This window comes from Actinomadura geliboluensis, assembly GCF_005889745.1.
Lineage (GTDB): Bacteria > Actinomycetota > Actinomycetes > Streptosporangiales > Streptosporangiaceae > Spirillospora > Spirillospora geliboluensis.
The window spans coordinates 39,627-57,802 of record NZ_VCKZ01000007.1 but is presented as its reverse complement, the minus strand read 5'-3'; the positions used below and the strand labels follow the sequence as shown (position 1 = coordinate 57,802).

20 protein-coding genes are annotated in these 18,176 nt (G+C 71.8%); 18 read left to right on the top strand and 2 right to left on the bottom strand.

Annotated elements, in window-relative coordinates:
• On the bottom strand, positions 1-374 hold a 374-nt coding region (locus ETD96_RS02535; RefSeq protein WP_138633346.1), incomplete at its 3' end, for a helix-turn-helix domain-containing protein.
• Positions 375-465: 91 nt separating this feature from the next.
• Here ETD96_RS02535 and ETD96_RS02530 point away from each other — a divergent pair.
• The 4 genes from ETD96_RS02530 (at position 466) to ETD96_RS02515 (ending at position 4,445) form a co-directional block, all read left to right on the top strand.
• Positions 466-1,437 carry an NAD(P)/FAD-dependent oxidoreductase gene (locus tag ETD96_RS02530; protein WP_138633342.1) on the top strand — a complete coding sequence of 324 codons (972 nt, stop codon included), beginning with the start codon at positions 466-468 and terminating at the stop codon, positions 1,435-1,437.
• Positions 1,437-2,654 (top strand): MFS transporter, encoded by a 1,218-nt coding sequence (locus tag ETD96_RS02525; protein ID WP_138633339.1) that lies wholly within the window; start codon positions 1,437-1,439, stop codon positions 2,652-2,654. The genes ETD96_RS02530 and ETD96_RS02525 overlap by 1 nt, the downstream gene beginning before the upstream one ends.
• 69 nt (positions 2,655-2,723) lie before the next feature.
• On the top strand, positions 2,724-3,686 hold the full coding sequence (locus tag ETD96_RS02520; RefSeq protein WP_138633336.1) for a hypothetical protein: 963 nt from the start codon (positions 2,724-2,726) through the stop codon (positions 3,684-3,686).
• Positions 3,687-3,866: 180 nt separating this feature from the next.
• Complete coding sequence (locus tag ETD96_RS02515) at positions 3,867-4,445, top strand: dihydrofolate reductase family protein (RefSeq protein ID WP_138633333.1); 579 nt, start codon at positions 3,867-3,869, stop codon at positions 4,443-4,445.
• On the opposite strand, the gene ETD96_RS02510 is transcribed toward ETD96_RS02515, so the two are convergent.
• Positions 4,427-5,137: a helix-turn-helix domain-containing protein gene (locus tag ETD96_RS02510; RefSeq protein ID WP_138633330.1), complete on the bottom strand. Its 711-nt coding sequence runs from the start codon at positions 5,135-5,137 to the stop codon at positions 4,427-4,429. The two genes, ETD96_RS02515 and ETD96_RS02510, sit on opposite strands and share 19 nt — an antisense overlap.
• Positions 5,138-5,295: 158 nt before the next feature.
• On the opposite strand from ETD96_RS02510, the gene ETD96_RS02505 reads away from it, so the two are divergent.
• The 14 genes from ETD96_RS02505 to ETD96_RS02440 all read left to right on the top strand — a co-directional run bounded on the left by ETD96_RS02505 (position 5,296) and on the right by ETD96_RS02440 (position 18,172).
• Positions 5,296-5,922: a TetR/AcrR family transcriptional regulator gene (locus tag ETD96_RS02505; RefSeq protein WP_240807134.1), complete on the top strand. Its 627-nt coding sequence runs from the start codon at positions 5,296-5,298 to the stop codon at positions 5,920-5,922.
• Between the two features lie 48 nt (positions 5,923-5,970).
• On the top strand, positions 5,971-7,374 hold the full coding sequence (gene leuC, locus ETD96_RS02500; RefSeq protein WP_138633324.1) for a 3-isopropylmalate dehydratase large subunit: 1,404 nt from the start codon (positions 5,971-5,973) through the stop codon (positions 7,372-7,374).
• The gene (leuD, locus tag ETD96_RS02495) at positions 7,374-7,973 is read left to right on the top strand and encodes a 3-isopropylmalate dehydratase small subunit (protein WP_138633321.1); all 600 of its coding nucleotides are present in this window, start codon (positions 7,374-7,376) and stop codon (positions 7,971-7,973) included. The genes leuC and leuD overlap by 1 nt, the downstream gene beginning before the upstream one ends.
• Before the next feature lie 88 nt (positions 7,974-8,061).
• Positions 8,062-9,183, top strand: coding sequence for an alpha/beta hydrolase (locus tag ETD96_RS02490; protein ID WP_138633318.1), 1,122 nt, complete (start codon positions 8,062-8,064; stop codon positions 9,181-9,183).
• Positions 9,180-9,713, top strand: a complete 534-nt coding sequence (locus ETD96_RS02485) for a DoxX family protein (RefSeq protein WP_138633315.1) — start codon at positions 9,180-9,182, stop codon at positions 9,711-9,713. Before ETD96_RS02490 ends, ETD96_RS02485 begins: the two co-directional genes overlap by 4 nt.
• Positions 9,714-9,820: 107 nt before the next feature.
• Positions 9,821-11,077 carry an ABC transporter substrate-binding protein gene (locus ETD96_RS02480; protein ID WP_138633312.1) on the top strand — a complete coding sequence of 419 codons (1,257 nt, stop codon included), beginning with the start codon at positions 9,821-9,823 and terminating at the stop codon, positions 11,075-11,077.
• An 18-nt stretch (positions 11,078-11,095) separates the two neighbouring features.
• A complete protein-coding gene (locus tag ETD96_RS02475; RefSeq protein WP_138633309.1) occupies positions 11,096-11,971 on the top strand; it encodes a branched-chain amino acid ABC transporter permease in 876 nt (291 codons plus the stop codon).
• Complete coding sequence (locus tag ETD96_RS02470; protein ID WP_138633306.1) at positions 11,971-13,083, top strand: branched-chain amino acid ABC transporter permease; 1,113 nt, start codon at positions 11,971-11,973, stop codon at positions 13,081-13,083. The genes ETD96_RS02475 and ETD96_RS02470 overlap by 1 nt, the downstream gene beginning before the upstream one ends.
• On the top strand, positions 13,076-13,891 hold the full coding sequence (locus tag ETD96_RS02465; RefSeq protein ID WP_138633303.1) for an ABC transporter ATP-binding protein: 816 nt from the start codon (positions 13,076-13,078) through the stop codon (positions 13,889-13,891). The genes ETD96_RS02470 and ETD96_RS02465 overlap by 8 nt, the downstream gene beginning before the upstream one ends.
• Complete coding sequence (locus ETD96_RS02460; protein WP_138633300.1) at positions 13,888-14,682, top strand: ABC transporter ATP-binding protein; 795 nt, start codon at positions 13,888-13,890, stop codon at positions 14,680-14,682. The genes ETD96_RS02465 and ETD96_RS02460 overlap by 4 nt, the downstream gene beginning before the upstream one ends.
• Before the next feature lie 35 nt (positions 14,683-14,717).
• Positions 14,718-15,491 (top strand): SDR family NAD(P)-dependent oxidoreductase, encoded by a 774-nt coding sequence (locus tag ETD96_RS02455; RefSeq protein ID WP_138633297.1) that lies wholly within the window; start codon positions 14,718-14,720, stop codon positions 15,489-15,491.
• 11 nt (positions 15,492-15,502) lie between these two features.
• Entirely contained in the window at positions 15,503-16,336 is an 834-nt protein-coding gene (locus tag ETD96_RS02450; RefSeq protein WP_138633294.1) for an enoyl-CoA hydratase/isomerase family protein, read from the top strand.
• Between the two features lie 93 nt (positions 16,337-16,429).
• Positions 16,430-16,954, top strand: coding sequence for a VOC family protein (locus tag ETD96_RS02445; RefSeq protein WP_138633291.1), 525 nt, complete (start codon positions 16,430-16,432; stop codon positions 16,952-16,954).
• A gap of 9 nt (positions 16,955-16,963) precedes the next feature.
• A complete protein-coding gene (locus ETD96_RS02440; RefSeq protein WP_138633288.1) occupies positions 16,964-18,172 on the top strand; it encodes an acyl-CoA dehydrogenase family protein in 1,209 nt (402 codons plus the stop codon).
• Positions 18,173-18,176 lie beyond the last annotated feature (4 nt).

The following is an 18,176-nucleotide window of genomic DNA, read 5'->3' as shown; positions in this document are numbered from 1 at the left end:
GTGTGGGTGCGCAGGTGGATCTGTTCATCGTGCGCCGGGATGATCAGCTTGTAGGCGCGCGGTTCTCCCTGGTGCCGGGACAGCGGGATCAGCACCCGCCCGTCCTTCTTGGTGGGCTGCTGGGGTACGCGCGGGTCGACGATCCGGGGCGCGGCGACGATCTCGTCCAGCGGGATGCCCAGTGCCGCGGTGATCGGCAGCAGCAGTTCGAGGCTCGGCTTGCGCTGGCCGGATTCCAGCCGGGACAGGGTGCTGGTCGAGATGCCCGTGGTCCGCGCGAGGTCGGCGAGGCTGACGCCCTTCTTGTCGCGGGCGCGCCGCAGCCTGGGCGCGATCTGCGCGATCACGCTGCCGACGGTGGGCTGGTCGTCCATACGCCGCAGTCAACCAATGTGTCCCGGAAACAGCAACGTTAGTTGTCGTTTTCGGGGCCACCTCCCGACGCTGTCAGTGGAGGTGGTCCACATGGACACAACAGCAGACCGTCCGGACGAATCGCTCGCGGAGACGGTGTGGGACAGCGTCATCGTCGGTGGCGGGGCCGCCGGTCTGTCGGCCGGCATCGTCCTGGCGCGGGCCCAGTTCGCGACGCTGATCGTGGACGGCAGTGAGCCACGGAACGGCCCGGCCGCCCACATGCACGGGTACCTGTCGCGGGACGGCATGCCGCCGAAGGAGTTCCTCGCGACCGGCCAGGACGAGTTCACCCGGTACGGCGGGACCCTGACGCGAGCGACGGTGAACGACGTGCGCCGCGCCGAGGGCGGCGTGTTCGAGTTGCGGCTCGATGACCGGCGCGCCCTGCGCGCCCGGTCGGTTCTCGTCGCCACGGGACTGGCCGATGAACTGCCCGACGTGCCCGGCCTGGCCGCTGGGTGGGCGTCCGTGGTGCATCACTGCCCCCACTGCCACGGCTACGAGGTGCGGGGGCGCACCATCGCCGTCATCGGCAGCACGATGGCTCCGCAATCCGCGCACCTGGCGGCCCTCATGCGCCGCTACAGCTCGTCGGTGACGTTCTGCGTCAACGGTGCCGTGGTCGACTCCGCCGAACGACGGCGCCTGACCGCCTACGGCGTGCGCCTCGTCGACACCCACGTCACCCGGGTTACGACCACCGGCGATGAAGCGGTGGTCGAACTGGACGACGGCGGGACGGTGCCCTGTGAGGCCATCTTCGTCGGGACCCGCCCGGCACCGTACGACGCCATCCTGACCGCGTTGAACGCGGCAAAAGACCCGGTCAGCGGCCTGGTCTCGGTCGATGCCGCCGGCGCCACGTCCGTCGAAGGGGTGTGGGCCGCCGGGAACGTGGTCAACCCCCGCGCCCAGGTCGTCATGGCGGCCGGTGCGGGCTGTGCGGCGGGCATCGCCATGACCGGCTGGCTGCTCGACCGCGAGCTGTCCGAAGCCGCAGCCAAGGAGGACGCGACCTGATGGCCGCCGACCTCGCCGAGACGTCCCGAAGCTCCGCGCGGCTCCCCCTCGGCGTCTACCTGCTCGGCTTCAGCCTGTTCGCGATGGGCAGCGCGGAGTTCCTGCTGGCGGGCGTGCTACCGGACGTGGCCGCCGATCTCGAAGTCCCGCTCTCCTCGGCGGGCTTCCTGATCACCGCGTTCGCGCTCGGTGTCGTCATCGGAGGGCCGCCGTTCGCCGTGCTCAGCCTGCGCTGGCCCCGGCGCACCGCGCTGATGGCCACCCAAGGCGTGTTCGCGGTCAGCGTCGCCGCCGGGCTGCTGGGGAACTACGACGTCCTGCTGCTGAGCCGGGTGGTCTCGGGTGTCGCCTACGCGGGCTTCTTCGCCATCGCGTCCGTGACCGCGATCAGCCTGGTCACCCCGGACCGCAACGCCCGCGCCTCGGGGGTCGTCGTCAGCGGCCTGAGCATGGCCATGGTCGCCGGAGGTCCGGCGGGCACCCTGCTCAGCCAGTTCACGCAGTGGCGGGGCGGGTTCTGGGCCGTCGTCGCCCTGACCCTCGCCGGGATCGCCGCCTGCCACGCCGGGATCCCCGCAGCGGACGCGGGCCCCCGCCCGGCGGCGCGGCCGAGCGTGTCGCGGGAGCTGTCCGCCATCCGGCAACGGCGGCTCTGGGGCGTCTACGGGATCACGATCCTGACCACCGCGGCCTACATGATCACGTTCAACTACCTGTCGGCCATGCTCACCGACGTCACCGGTGTGCCCGCGCTCTGGATCCCCGCGATCCTCGCCCTCTTCGGAATCGGCGCCTTCGTCGGCCTGTCCATCGGCGGACGCGTCTCCGACGCACGTCCGCATGCCGCCCTCCTCGGCGGCGCCACCGCGATCGTGGCCCTCTCCGTCATCATGGCCGTCGCGGTCCACGAAGCCTGGGCGGTGATCCCCACCGTCTTCCTGCTCGGGATCGCCGCCTTCGTGCTGAACCCCGCGATCTACGCCCGCGTCTTCGCCATCGCGGGCGACGCGCCGACGCTCGCCGGGGCCACGACCGTGTCGGCCTTCCAGCTCGGGATCAGCTGCACGCCCGTCCTCGCGGCGGCCGCGCTCTCCCAGGGCACCGCGCTCTCCCAGGGCACCGCCCTCACCTGGGTCTGCCTGATCGGAGCCGCCCTCGCCGCACTCGCGCTCCCGCTCATCCTCACCGACCGCACCGCCCGCCGGGTGTCCGGTTGAGGACTCGGCATACCACCCTCCGTGTCCGGCGCGCCACGATTGTCCTCGCGCATCGCGAAGGGGGACAGCATGGGCAAGGACGACGGGAAGTTCTTCCTCATCTCGGTCACCGTGCTGCTGGTGGTGGCCGTCCTACCCGCGGGCCTGCTGCTCGGCCCGCTGCATTTAGGGGACGGGGAGACCGCGCGGCTCGCGGCCGTGCTCACGTTCATCGGCGTTCTCGTGACGGCGTCCGTAACGCTGATCGGGTTCGTGGTGAACCGGCAGACCGAGCACCGTCTGCAGACGGAGCAGGCCGAACAGAGCCGCCAGCTCAGGCTGGAATCGGCGATGCGCGCGGGCCAGCTGATCGCCCCTGCCGACGGCGGCTCGTCCGATCCGGTGGCGCCGGCCTCCGGGCTCCTCGCGCTCACCAAGCTGGACAACGCCGATCTCGCCGTGGCCCTGCTCGTCGACCTCTGGTGCCCGGAGAACCCGCGGGTCTCGCCGGAGACCGCGGTGCTCGTCATCGACGCGGCACTGCGCTCGTCCTCGGCCAACGCGCAGCTCATCGCCGCCGAACTGCTCTGCCGCCACTCGACCGGCCTCAACACCTGCCAGTCCCTGCACTGGCCGAGCGCGGTGGAGGGCTGCTGGATACCGGAACTCAGCCCGCGGGCCAAGCTGCTGCTGGTCGAGGCGCTGGTGAACATGACGCTGGCCGGACCGACCAACGAGAGCGCCCTGCGCGCCGTCGCGGTCCGCCTCTACGGCATCTGGCGCGACGACCCGAACGAGGACGTGCGGGGCTGCATCGGCAAGCTCATCGACGCGTTGATCGGCAGGCTCAACGACTTCGGCTACAAGGACTTCATGCAGGGCACCCAGCGGGTCATGCTGAGCGAGCTGCAGAAGGCCGCCCGGAGCAAGAGCGACAACCCGGACGGCTATCTCGACCGCCTGTCGACCAGGTTCGCCGACGACCTCCGCGGCTGGGCACAGCGCTGCGAGGGACTGCCCACCGAACCCGGCTGCCTCGCCGCACCCGGCTGAGCCGTTCCCCGGCGAGGCCGGTTCGGCGCCGTTCGCCGGACGGCCGATCCCGGACACGCAGCCGCCCGCCGAAAACGCTGTACTCGGCTGGAGTCGGTGTCGTTTCCGTCCAAGACGGGTTCATGTCCGCGGCCTAGTGTGAAACTCGGCAGCCGGCTCGGAACATGAGGAGATAACGCTATGCGCAAGCTGGTCTACACCGGTTTCATGTCGCTCGACGGGGTCGTGGACTCGCCCGGCGGAGGGCCGGGGGAGGGGCACCGCAGCGGCGGCTGGGTGTTCAAGGACCTCGAGTTCGTCCCGGAAGCCTGGTCGCTGAAGGGCGAGGAACTCGCCGACACGACGGCGCTGATGTTCGGCCGCCGCAGCTACGAGGCGTTCGCGCCGGTCTGGCCCGGCTCGGCGGACCACGCCGACTACAAGGAACTGCCCAAGTACGTGGTGTCGACCACGCTGGGCGACGACGCCCTCGTCGACGGGTGGGGGCCGACGACGATCCTGCGCTCGACCGAGGACGTCGCCGCGCTCAAGGAGTCCGACGGCGGCGCGATCTTCATCCACGGGAGCGCGGAACTGGCCCGGCGGCTGGCGGACGCGGACCTGATCGACCAGTACAACCTGCTGGTCTTCCCCGTGCTGCTCGGTGCCGGGAAGAGCGTGTTCGCGCGCGCCGACCGCGACAAGCAGATGCTGAAGCTCCGGGAGTCGGAGACCTACCGGAACGGGATCCTGAAGCTGGTCTACGACGTCGCGCGCTGATCCAGGGCGAGGCCGATCGCGCCTCCGCCGCCCTCGCGCAGCTGCCCGGCGGTGCGTCCGACGTAGGTGCGCAGCGCCCGGGCCAGGTGCGGCTCGTCGAAGTAGTCGAGCTTGGCGACGACGGCGGCCGCCGGGTCGCCGGCCGCCAGCAGCCCGGCCGCCGTGCGGGCCCGCTCGATCTGCCGGACGGCGCCGCGCGTCAGCCCGGTCGCGGCGCGGAACCGGCGTTCGACCGTGCGCCCCGAGACGTCCGGGCGGTGCCCGCGCAGCACCTCGGCGACGAGCGGGTCGGCGACCACGATCCCGGACCGGACGAGACGGTCGACCAGGGCCTCGGCGTCGTCGGGGCCGGGCGTCTCCCAGCGCGCGCCGTCCAGCCGGAACGTCCGGCGCGTGGTGTCGGGGAGCACGACGCCCGTGTCCACCAGCGCCGGCGTGGGCATGGCCCGCAGCGAGGTGCCGACCGCGAAATCGATGCCCGTGAAGGTCGCGCCCTCCGGCACCGGCGCCGTGCTGGTGCGGGTCTCGGGCCCGGTGACGGTCGTGTGCGCGCGGCCGTCCTGCTCCCAGAACACCAGGCCCCAGCGCACCCCTGCGACGGACGTCATCTCCGTGACCTGCTCGCTCGTGCAGGTCCAGACGGCGTCGATCCAGGGCGAATCGGACTCGCGCGTCCCGAAGCGCAGCTCCACGGCCGGAAGGATACGCCGCATCGCGGACCCGCGCGGGACGGGCACTTTGTTGATGCTAACATCAGGTTCATATCTGCCCCGTGCGGCCGAGCCTCCACCGCGTTCCGGTGCGCGGCGCGGTGCGGTCCAGCGAGCAAAAGCCGATGTTAGGTTCAGGTGTGGAGAAGGCACAGACCCCCCGTCCGACACAGCGCGGGCGCAAGACGCTCGCGGCCATCGAGGCGGCCGCCCGTCGGATCATCGCCCGTAAAGGCTTCCTGTCGATGACGGTCGCCGACATAGCGCAGGAGGCCGGGCGCTCGCCCGCCTCCTTCTACAACTACTACGACTCCAAGGAAGACCTGCTCGCCCACTGGGCGGGCGGCTTCCGCGAGGAGGCCAAGGCCCGCGCCGTCGTCGCCTACAAGCACGGGGTCCCGCACCGCGAGCGCGTCATGGAGTCGGCGCGCGCCCACTGGGAGACCTACCGCGAGCGGCTCGCCGAGATGGTGGGCGTCTTCCAGCTCGCCATGATCAACGAGGAGTTCGCCGGGCACTGGCGGGAGCTGTGCGACGACGCCGTGCAGAGCATCGCCGACGGGGTCCGGCGCGCCCAGCGCGAGGGGTACTGCCCCGGCGCCGACCCCGAGCTCACGGCCAGGGCCATCGTCGCGATGCTCAACCAGTTCTGCTACGACCTGCTCGCCGGGGCCGGCGAGGGCGCCGACATCGACGACGAGGCCGCCGTCCGCACGCTCGGCGAGATCTGGTACCGGGCGATCTACTGGCGGGCCGACGACGACTGAACCGCGGCCGCCCCGCCGGGCGCGGCGGCCCGAGCAAGGAGCGCGAAGATGGCGCCGACGACGCTCGCCGGAAAGATCTGGGACCGTCATGTCATCGAGCGGGGCGATTCCGACCTCCTCTACATCGACCTCCATCTCCTGCACGAACTGACCTCGCCGCAGGCGTTCGAGGGGCTGCGCACGGCCGGACGCGCCGTCCGCCGCCCCGACCTCGCCGTGGCGACCGCCGACCACAACGTCCCCACCTCGGCCGAGGGGCTGTCCCTGCTGGACGGCCTGAGCGCCCGGCAACTGCGGATCCAGCGCGACAACTGCCGGCAGGCCGGCATCGAGCTCCACCCGCTCGGGTCGCCGGGGCAGGGCATCGTGCACGTCATCGGCCCCGAACTCGGCCTGACCCAGCCCGGCATGACGATCGTCTGCGGCGACAGCCACACCGCCACCCTCGGCGCGTTCGGCGCGATCGCGTTCGGCATCGGGACGAGCCAGGTCGAGCACGTCCTGGCCACCCAGACGCTCTGGGCGCCGCGGCCGCGCACCATGGCCGTCACGGTGCGCGGCATGCCGCGTCCCGGCACCACCGCCAAGGACCTGACCCTCGCGATCATCGCCCGGATCGGCACCGCCGGCGGCGCCGGGACGCTCATCGAGTACCGGGGCGAGGCGATCGCGGCGCTGCCGATGGAGGGGCGCATGACCGTGTGCAACATGGCCATCGAGGCCGGGGCGCGCAGCGGGATGATCGCCCCCGACGAGACCACCTTCGCCTACCTGGAGCACCGCGAGCGCTCACCGCGCGGACGGCTCTGGGAACAGGCGCTGGACGACTGGCGCACCCTCCGCACCGACGACGGCGCGGTCTTCGACCGGGAGGCCGTCATCGACGCGGCCTCGATCGGGCCGCAGGCGAGCTGGGGCACCAACCCGGCGCAGACCACCGGCATCGACGGGACCGTGCCCGCGCCGGAGTCCTTCGCCGACCCCGCCGAGCGCGCCGCCGCCGAACGGGCACTGGCCTACATGGACCTCGCGCCCGGCACGGCCATGCGCGACATCGCGATCTCCACGGTCTTCATCGGGTCGTGCACCAACGGCCGGCTCGCCGACCTGCGCGCCGCCGCCGACGTGCTCCGCGGCCGCAGGGTCGCGCCCGGCGTCCGGGCGCTGGTCGTCCCCGGCTCGACGCGGGTCAAGCGGCTGGCCGAGGAGGAGGGCCTGGACGAGGTCTTCCGCGCCGCCGGGTTCGAATGGCGCTCCTCCGGCTGCTCGATGTGCGTCGGGATGAACGGCGACGCCGTCGAGCCGGGCGGGCGCAGCGCGTCCACGTCCAACCGCAACTTCGAAGGACGCCAGGGGCCGGGCGCGCGCACGCACCTGGTGTCGCCCGAGTCCGCCGCCGCCTCGGCGGTCCTCGGGCACCTGGCGAGCGCCGCCGATCTCCGGGAGCACTGATGGAGCCCGTCACGGTCGTCACCGGCCGCGCCGTCCCGCTGGACCGGGGCGACGTGGACACCGACCAGATCATCCCGGCCCACTGGATGAAGCGGGTCGAGCGCACCGGCTACGCGGACGGCCTGTTCGAGAAGTGGCGCCGCGATCCGGACTTCGTGCTGAACCGCCCGGAGTACCGCGGGGGGACGATCCTGGTCAGCGGCCCGAACTTCGGCTGCGGCTCTTCCCGCGAGCACGCGCCGTGGGCGCTCCGCGACTACGGCTTCCGGGCGATCGTCGCGCCGGGCTTCGCCGACATCTTCCGCGGCAACCTGCCGAACAGCGGTCTGGTCCCGGTGCGGGTGGCGCCCGAGATCGCCGCGGCCCTGCTCGCCGCCGCGACCGCCGACCCCGCCACGGAGATCGTCATCGACGTCGTGGAACGATCCATCGCCTGCCCGGCCGCCGGGGTCCACGACAGCCCCTTCCACCTGGACGACTCCGCCCATCACCGGCTCGTGAACGGCCTGGACGAGATCGACCTGACCCTGGGCCGGAACGAGGCCATCACCGCCTACGAGCGCACGCGTTCTCCCTGGTTGCCGACGGGCCGCGCCTGATATCGGTGCCGCTCCGCGTATGGACATCGTCCTCGGCCGCGGGCTAAGGTCCAAATCCGACGTCAGGTTTACTTTTGGGAGTGTCGCCATGCCGGTGGAGCGTCTTTTCGTCGGGCTCGACTCCCCCACGGCCCAGCGGGCCGGTGCCGGGGGACACCCGTGCCAGGGGGTGTACCACCGCCCATCGGGCCGGTCCCCGAAGATCGCGCTGATCGCGACGCACTACTCCGTCGACTTCTCCGAGCACTACCTCGCCGACTTCATCGCCGAGCGCGGCCTGGGGTTCCTGGGCTGGAACACGCGCTTCCGGGGCGCCGAGAGCCACTTCCTGCTCGACCACGCCCTCGTCGACATCGGCAGCGGCGTCCGGTGGCTTCGCGAGGAGGCGGGGGTCGAGCGGGTCGTCCTGCTGGGGAACTCGGGCGGGGGGTCGCTGATGGCCGCCTACCAGTCGCAGGCCAGGGAGCCCAACGTCGCGCCGCTCCCGGGCATGCGGCCCGCGCGCGGCGTCGAGGAGCTTCCGGTGGCCGACGCCTACATCTCGACCGCCGCGCACCTGGGCCGCCCCGAGGTGCTCACGGCGTGGATGGACCCGTCGGTCGTCGACGAGTCGGACCCGGTCTCGACCGACCCCGCGCTCAGCCTCTTCGACGAGGGGAACCCGGCGCCCTACTCGGCGGAGTTCCTCGCCCGGTACCGCGAGGCCCAGACACGGCGCAACCACCGCATCACCCGCTGGGTGAAGGACGAGATGCGCCGGCTCAAGGCGGCCGGGTTCCACGATCGCCTGTTCAACGTCCACCGCACCTGGGCGGATCCGCGCATGGTGGACCCCACGATCGAGCCGACGCGGCGCGAGCCCAACTCCTGCTACGCCGGGGAGCCCGCGCGCGCCAACGCGTCGGTCTTCGGCATCGCGAGCACCTGCACGCTGCGCACCTGGCTCTCCCTCTGGAGCCTTGAGGACTCGCAGACCCGCGCGACGCCGCACCTCGCCCGCATCAAGGAGCCCGCGCTCGTGGTGAACGCCGACATGGACACGGGCGTCTTCCCCAGCGACGCGGACGCGATCCTGGAGGCGCTCGGCTCCGCGGACAAGGAGTCCCACGTCATCGCGGCCGACCACTACTTCCGCCGCGACGGGGGCGACGCGGCCCGCGCCGAGTTGGCGGACCTGGTCGCGGACTGGACGAAGGCGCGCCTGGCATGACCGGCGCGTCGGCCGACATCGGCCTGCTCGCGCTGCGCGTCGTCTTCGGGCTGTACCTCGCCGGGCACGGGCTGCAGAAGTTCGGCCGGCTGGGCGGGCCGGGGCTGGCCGCGACCGCGCAGGCGTTCGATCGGGGCGGCTTCCGTCCGGGACGTCCCATGGCGGCCCTCGCCGGAAGCCTCGAGATCGCCGGAGGGCTGGCCCTGGTCGCCGGGTTCGCGGGCCCGGCCGCCGCCGCGACGGTCGTCGGCGTGATGCTGGTGGCCTGCTCGCTGCACGTCCCGAACGGCCTGTGGGAGAGCAAGAAGGGCGTGGAACTGCCCGCGGTGTTCGCGACCGCCGGCCTTGCCCTGCTCTTCACCGGGACCGGACGCGTCTCGCTCGACCATCTTCTCGGCATCGACGACCTCGCGGGGCTCCGCGAGTCGGCGCTTCTTCTCGCCGTGGTCCTCGCCGGGGTCGCCGTGACCCTCGTGCGTCGCCGCGCGCAGCTGCGGTCGGCGGCCGTCCGCTCCGCTGAGCAGCAGTAATTCGCTCCCGAAGTATTGACACTGACGTTAGCTTCGTAAATGCTTAGCTAAATCTGAGGTCAGTGTCACATCCCCCGCCAGCCTTCAGCGAATCATGAGGTAGCGCCTTGAGAACACGACTCGCCTGCATCTCCCTGGTGGCCACCGCCGCGCTGGCCGGCGCCTGCGCCACCCCGGCCGCGTCCACGAGCAAGGACGGCGTGAAGGTCGACGCCGGAGTCACCGCCGACGAGATCAAGATCGGTCTCTTCAACGGCTACACCGGCCCCGTCGCCGCGGGGGCGATCGCGGGGGCCGCCGGCTTCGACGCGCGCCTGGCCAAGGCCAACGCGTCCGGCGGCGTGTGCGGGCGCAAGCTCGTCTCGGTCCGCGCCGACACCAAGTACGACCCGGCCGTGGCGGTGCAGGTGTACCGCGCCAACGTCAAGGACATCGTCATGATCGGGCAGCTGCTCGGCGCGACGAGCATCTACGGGCTGAGCCAGCAGATCGCCCGCGACGACATCGCCACGCTCGCCGCGACGAGCGCGGCCGAGGTGATCAAGCTGGAGAACGTCTACCTGTTCACCACCCCGTTCCCCATGTACGTGATCAACGGGCTGGACTGGGCGAAGCGGGAGCAGGCCGGGTCCGGCGGCAAGCTCAAGGTCGGCGTCATCTACCAGGACGACGCGTTCGGCCAGGAGGGCCAGAAGGCGGTGCGCTACGTCGCCGCCAACGACCCCGACGTCGAGGTGGTCGCCGAGGCGGGCTACGACGTGAAGGCGGAGGACTTCACCGCCCAGATCCTGAAGATGAAGAAGGCGGGCGCGGAGACCGTGTGGATCCACGGCATCGCCTCCAAGACCGGCCCCATCCTCAGCCAGGCGTCCCAGCTCGACTTCTCGCCCCACTGGCTGACCGTCGACTCGGGCTACGAGAGCGCGCTGGCGCCCCAGCTCGGCAAGCTGCTCGACAAGCTGCACGTCGTGACCAGCAGCGTCCTCTACACCGAGAACGTGCCCGCGATGGCCGAGGTGAAGAAGAACGTCGAGAAGGTGGCGCCCGGCACCAAGCCCGACCAGCTCGTCATCGCCGGCTGGATCGACGCGTCCGTCGCGGTCGCGGCGCTGGAGAAGGCGTGCGAGAAGAAGGACCTCACCCAGAAGGGCGTGGTCGCGGCCATGTCCGGGCTCAGCGTCACGACGGACGGGCTCAGCCCCGACCTCGAGTACGGCGCGTCCGGCCCCGACAGCCGGATCCCCTCGCGGCAGACCCGGGTCAACAAGATCGACCTGAAGACCGGGATCCCGGTGCCGGTCACCGGCTTCGGCGCGACGGACCTGGCCGCCAAGTGGCGGCTGGCCGACGGCGCCAAGGGCTGACGGGCCGGCGAGGCGATCATGAACAACTTCCTGCAGCTGGCCTTCCAGGGGATGACCCTCGGGTGCATCTACGCGCTGATCGGCCTGGGCTTCGTCATGGTGTTCAAGAGCTCCGGCGTGTTCAACTTCGCGCACCCGGTGTTCGTGATGATCAGCGCCTACATCGTCGCCGCGCTCGCCCCCCACGGGTTCGGCTGGGGCGTCCTGGTCGCCCTGGTGTGCATGGCGGCGCTCGCGATCGTGTGCGAGAAGGTCATCCTGCGCCGCCTGGCGGGACGCTCCCTCTACGTCGTGATCATGGCGACGCTCGGCCTGTCCGTGATGGGGCAGGCGGTCGTCGCGATGTCGTGGGGCGTCAACCCGAAGGGGTCGACCGAGGGGCCGATGGGGCGCGGAGTGCTGCGCGTCGGCGGCGTCGCCCTCTCCTGGACGGGCGTGTGGATCATCACCGTCTCCCTCCTGCTCCTCGCGCTGCTGTGGACGTTCTTCCAGCGGACCCGCTACGGCCTCGCCCTGCGGGCCGCCGCGGACCACCATGAGGCGGCACTGGCGCAGGGCATCAACATGCGCTGGGTCCAGACCGTCTCCTGGGGCATCGCCGGGGTGCTGGCGGTCGCCGGCGGGGTCTTCCTCGGCGCCTTCCCGCGCCGGGTCTCGCCGGACATGGTCGACACGGCGCTCGGCGCGCTGCCGGCGCTGGTGATCGGCGGGTTCAACTCGCTGGCCGGCGCGGTCGTCGGCGGGATGAGCGTGGGGCTGCTGCTGGTGCTCGGCTCCGGCTACCTGGCGGAGTACGGCGGCGTGCACGTCGTCCTCCCGTACGTGGCGATGCTGCTGGTGCTCACGCTGCGGCCCTCCGGACTGTTCGGGCACCACGAGGCGGAGCGCATCTGATGACCTCCACCGTCTCCACCCGCCCCGGCACCGGCGCCGCCTCGGCGCCGGGCGGCCGGCCCCGCCCGTGGACGTCCCGCGCCCCGCGCGCCGCGGCGGTCGCCGCGCTGCTGGCCGTCCCGCTGTTCACCACGCCGCAGTGGCAGGCGATCGCCGTCTTCTCGGTCATCTACGCGATCGCGGCCCTCGGCCTGCACGTCCTGACCGGGATGGCCGGGCAGGTCTCGCTCGGCCACTCCGCCTTCGTCGCGGTCGGCGGCTACACCGCCATCTGGCTGGGTGCCGACCAGGGCCTGCCCATCTGGGTGTGGCTCCCGGCGGCGGCCCTGGTCAGCGCGGCGGTCGGGCTGCTCGTCGTCCCGTTCGCGGCCCGGCTGCGCGGGCTCTACCTCGCGGTGGTCACGCTCGCCGTCCTCTTCGTCGCCGAGTACCTGTGGGACGTCTGGGAGACGCTCACCGGCGGGAGCAAGGGCCGGCCCTCGCAGTCGGCCGTCCTGTTCGGCCACGACCTGCTGGACGACGTGATCATCGGCCGGTTCATGCTGACCGGCGACCAGCAGTTCTTCTACCTGGCCTGCGCGGTGCTCGCGGTGGCCGCGGTGGCGGCCCGCAACCTGAGCCGCACCCGGCCGGGGCGGGGCTTCGCCGCGATCCGCGACCGGGACCTGACCGCCGCCGTCGTCGGCGTCCCGGTCGCCCGGATGAAGAGCGCGGCGTTCGCGGTCGCCGCCGCGTACGCGGGCCTCGCGGGCGCGCTCCTCGTCGCCTACCAGACGTACGCGGTCCCCGACCAGTGGGACCTGATGCTGTCGGTCGAGCTGCTCGCGATGATCATCATCGGCGGCGTCGGGTCGCTGCGCGGCGCCATCGCGGGCGCGGTCTTCGTGACCGCCATCCCGCAGGTGGTGACGCTCCTCGCCCGCGTCGTGCCGGGGATCAGCACGACCCCCTCGGCGGGCGGCGGCGTCTCCGTCGACGTGCTCGCGAACTTCCTCTACGGGCTCACCGTGGTGGCGGTGCTGGTCTTCGAGCCGCGCGGACTCGCCGGCATCTCCGAACGGGTGCTGGACGCGGCCGGCCGGAAGAACCGGAAGGGACGGTCAGATGGCTGAGAAGAACGCGGCCGAGAAGAACGCGGCGGCGAGCCTCGCCGTCGACGACCTCACCGTGGGCTACCGGACGGGAGGCGTCGTCCTGGAGGAGGTCTCCCTGAAGGTGCCCGCCGGCCGGATCGTGACGCTGGTCGGGCCGAACGGCGCCGGCAAGACGTCGCTGCTGCGCGCGGTCTCCGGGCTCCTCAAGCACCACGAGGGCGCGGTCCACCGCGGGCGGGTCACGCTGGACGACGACGTCATCACCGGCGCGGACGCCTCCGCCGTCGTGCGGCGCGGCGTGGCGCAGGTGCTCGAAGGGCGGCAGGTCTTCCCCAACCTCACGGTGCGGGAGAACCTGCTGGCCGGCGCGCACACCCTGCGCCGCGACGACGCCCGCCGGGAGCCGGCGTTCGAGGAGATCCTCGACCTGTTCCCGGTGCTGCGGCGGCGGCTCGGGCAGCGGGCGGGCTTCCTGTCCGGCGGCGAGCAGCAGATGCTCGCGATCGGCCGGGCGCTGATGACCCAGCCCCGGCTGCTGGTCCTGGACGAGCCGAGCCTGGGGCTGGCGCCGCGGATCGTCGAGGAGATCCGCGACGTCGTCCTGGCCATCAACGCGAAGGGCACCACCGTCCTGCTGGTCGAGCAGAACGCCCTGCTGGCCTTCCAGGTCGCCGAGTACGGCTACGTGCTGGAGGGCGGCCGGATCGTGTGCGGCGGCCCGGCCGCCGAACTGGCCGGAGACGAGCGGGTCGCGCGCTACTACATGGGCGGGCAGGACATGAGCGGGCGGCGTGCCCGGCGGACCGCGGAGAGGGCGAGCCGATGACCACCACCGAGCACCCCGTGGTACTCGAACTCCAGGACGTCACGCTGAACTTCAGCGGCGTCAGGTCCCTCGACGGCGTCTCGCTGGAGATCCGCGAGGGGGAGACCTTCGGCATCATCGGGCCCAACGGCGCCGGCAAGTCCTCGCTGTTCAACTGCGTGTCCGGGGTCTACCGCCCGCAGGAGGGCAGGATCCGGCACCGCGGCCGGGACATCCTCGGTTCCCGGCCCGACCGGGTCAACGCGCTCGGCATCGGGCGGACGTTCCAGAACGTCGAGTCCTTCCCCACCATGACCGTCCTCGACAGCGTGCTGCTCGGCTGCATCGCCCGGCAGCGCGCCGGCATCCTGCGCGGCATGCTCTGGTACGGCTGGGCCGCGCGCGAGGAGCGCGAGAGCAGGGCCAAGGCGGAGGAGACCCTGGAGATGTTCGGCCTGGGCGAGCTGCGGGACACGCGGATGGGCGAACTGCCCGGCGGGACGCAGCGCCAGGTCGAGCTGTGCCGGGCCCTCGCCGCCGAGCCCGACGTGCTGCTGCTGGACGAGCCCGTCGCCGGGATGACGCACGACGAGGTCGAGTCCATGGTCGACGCCATCCTCGACGCCCACGAGCGGCTCGGGCTCACGGTGGTGCTGATCGAGCACAACATGGGCGTGGTGATGGACATCTGCGACCGGATCGCCGTCCTCGACTTCGGCCGCCTCGTCGCCGTCGGCACCCCCGAGGAGATCGGCCGCGACCCCGCGGTCCTCGCCGCCTACCTCGGCAGCGCCGAGGCCGACCCCGCGTGACGTCCGAAGACCCCTCCAGCCGTCAGGAGCATTAAGTGGCCGAGCCACAGTCCGATCTGTTCGACCTCACCGGGCGCGGCGTGATCGTCACCGGTGCCTCGTCCGGTCTGGGCAGGCGCTTCGTCCGGTGCCTGGCCGGGCGCGGGGCCCGGGTCGCGGCGGCCGCGCGCCGCACCCGCGACCTGGAGGAGCTGGCGCGGGAACTGGGCGAGGACCGCGTCCTGCCGGTGACGGCGGACGTGACCGTCGAGGCCGAGGTGCGCGAGCTCGTCGACCGGGCGCGGGCGTGGGCGGGACGGCTCGACGTGCTGGTGAACAACGCCGGCGCGACCCATGTGAAGACGGTGGCCGAGGAGACCACCGACGACTTCCGCCGCCTGCTGGAGGTCAACCTGGTCGGCCTCTACACCTGCGCCCGGTACGCCGGGCTCGCGATGGTCGAGCAGGGCGGGGGGAGCATCGTCAACATCGCCTCCGCGCTGGGCCTGGTCGGGTCCAAGCGCATCCCGCACGCCGGCTACTGCGCCAGCAAGGCCGGAGCCGTCAACCTCACGCGGGAACTGGCCTCGCAGTGGGCGCGCGAGGGAGTGCGCGTGAACGCGATCGCGCCGGGCTACTTCGAGTCGGAGATGAGCCAGGAGCTGTTCTCCACCGACCAGGGCCGCGCCTATATCCGCCGCACCATCCCGATGGGCCGCGGAGGGCGCGCCGACGAACTGGACGGAGCGCTCGTGTACCTGGCTTCGGACGCCTCCACCTACGTCACCGGCAGCACGCTGTCCGTCGACGGCGGATGGACGGCGGTCTAGGAGAGGTGACCATGTCAGCACCCCATGAGGGCACGCCGTCGGCGGCTTCTCCTGCGTCCAAGACCGGCCGTCCGTCCGATGAGGTGAGCGTCGAGGACGTGGGGGCGGTGCGCGTCTTCAGGCTCAACCGGCCTGGCAAGCGGAACGCCTTCACCATGGAGTCCATGGCCGTCTTGCAGGGACGGCTGGAGGAGGCGCTGGACGACCCGGGCGTCCGGGCCTTCGTCCTCACCGGCTCCGAGGGGACGTTCTGCGCCGGTGTGGACATCGCCGTCCTGCACAATGCGACCGTCGCCTCGACCCATGACAACCTCGTCGCGCTTCACCGCACGGTCCGGACGCTGGCGGCGGGCCGGAAGCCGGTGGTCGCCGCGGTCGAGGGGCATGCGGTCGGTGCCGGGCTGTCCCTGGCGCTGGCCTGCGATCTGGTGGTCGCCGCCGAGGACGCGACGTTCCGGTGCGCCTTCCCGCGCCTGGGGCTCATGGCGGATCTGGGTCTGCTCTGGTCCCTGCCGCACCGGGTGGGCTACGGCATGGCCCGGCGGATGCTGCTGCTAGACGAGCCGGTGCGCGGGGCAGAGGCGGTCGATGTCGGCCTTGCCGACTACCGGGCGCAGCCAGGGGAGGCTCTGCAACGCGCCATGGAGATAGCCCGCGTGCTGGCCGAACAACCCCAGTCTGCCGTGGCGTTCACCAAGGCCATGCTGGCCGCCGGCCCCCAAGGGCTGGATGCGGTGCTGCGCCAAGAGGCGAGCGACCAGGCGCTGCTGCACGGAACGGACGACTTCCACGAGGGCGTGCGCGCGTTCACCGAACGCCGTCCGCCGGTGTTCACGCGCCGCTGACCCGCGGCGCTCCGCGCTTCGCCGGGGACGTTCCGGCGGTCCAAAACTGAATCTAACGACAGATTTATCCCGCTCTATTCGGAGGTGCACGCAATGCCGGCCCCAGGAATCCACCACGTCGCCTATGCCTGCCGCGACCTTGAGGCGACCACACGCTTCTACGAGGAACTGATGGGCTTCCCGCTCGTCCACACCGAGGTGGCGGCGGGGCCGAGCGGCGGGTTCTTCCGCCACACGTTCCACGACACGGGCGACGGCAGCTGCATCGCGTTCTTCGACCTGCACGGGGCGGGGGAGCGCGAGGGCTGGAGCTCGGAGATCTCCATCGGCAACAACCTGCCCCGCTGGGTGAACCACATCGCGTTCAACGTCACCGCCGAGAAGGTCGCCGAGGTGCGCGCCCGGATGGACGCCGCCGAGGTCAAGCCGTACATGGAGGTCGACCACGACTACCTGCGCTCGCTGTACTACATCGACCCCAACGGGATCATGATCGAGCTGTGCGTCGACACCCCCGGCTTCGAGGCCGATCCGGCGGAGGCGCACCGGCTGCTGACCGCGACGCTCGACGACGTCGACCACAGCCGGAACAAGTCGATGCTGTCCACGCGCGAGTAGCCGCCGCAGATGAATCCATCGACTCTCACCAGCGCGTTCTCGGTGCCCGAGCACGTGGTGCCGCTCCGCCGGGCGGTGCACCGGTTCCTCACCGAACGCGTCGAACCCGTCGAGCACGCGCTCGGCGCGCGGAGCCCCGAGTCCCGCGAGCTGCTCGCGGAGCTGCAGGCCCAGGCCAAGAAGGAAGGGCTGTGGGCGCTCGGGCATCCCGCGGACATCGGCGGCGGCGGAATGCCGTTCCTCGACTACGTCTACGTGAACGAAGTGCAGGGGCGCTCGGACTTCGGCCAGTACGCCCTCGGCACCTGGACGCTCCAGGACTCGCTCATGCTGTCCCGGCACGCGGCGGGCGAGTGCCGCGACCGCTTCCTCGACCCGCTGGTGCGGGGCGAGGTGGGGCCGAGCTTCGCCATGACCGAGCCGGACGTGGCGTCCTCGGACCCGACCGGGCTCACCACGTCCGCCGAGCTCGTGGACGGCGAATGGGTACTGAACGGCCGGAAGTGGTTCATCACGGGCGCCGGTGACGCGGCCTTCACCACGGTGTTGTGCCGCACCGAACCGGACGCGCCGCCGCACCGCGCGTTCTCGCTGATCGTCGTGCCGACCGACACGCCGGGGTTCCGGATCGTCCGGGAGACCCCGGTGCTGGGCATCTCTAGCGGGCACTACGAGCTGACCCTGACTGACGTGCGGGTGCCCGCCGGCTACCTGCTCGGCGAGCGCGGCGCGGGCTTCGCCATCGCCCAGGAGCGGCTCGGACCGGGACGCATCTTCCACTGCATGCGCTGGCTGGGCCAGGCGCAGCGGGCCTTCGAGCTGATGTGCGACCGCCTCAACGGCCGCATGCTCAAGGGGGCGCCGCTGGGCGAGACGCAGCTGATGCAGCGGCACGTGTTCGAGAGCTGGGCGCAGATCCAGTCCTGCCGGCTGCTCACCCTGGACGCGGCCAGCAAGATCGACCGCGGGCACGGCGCACGCGTCGAGATCGGCGCGATCAAGGTCGTCGGCGCGCGGATGCTGCACGACGTCATCGACCGGGCCGTCCAGGTGCACGGGGCGGCCGGCCTGACCGACGACACCCCGCTGAGCCGGATGTACCGGGCCGCCAGGTCGGGCCGCATCTACGACGGCCCGGACGAGGTGCACGTGGTCAACGTGGCGCGGCGGCTGCTCCGCGAGTTCCGGAACGGGAACGGCTGGGACTTCGGAGCATGAGCGC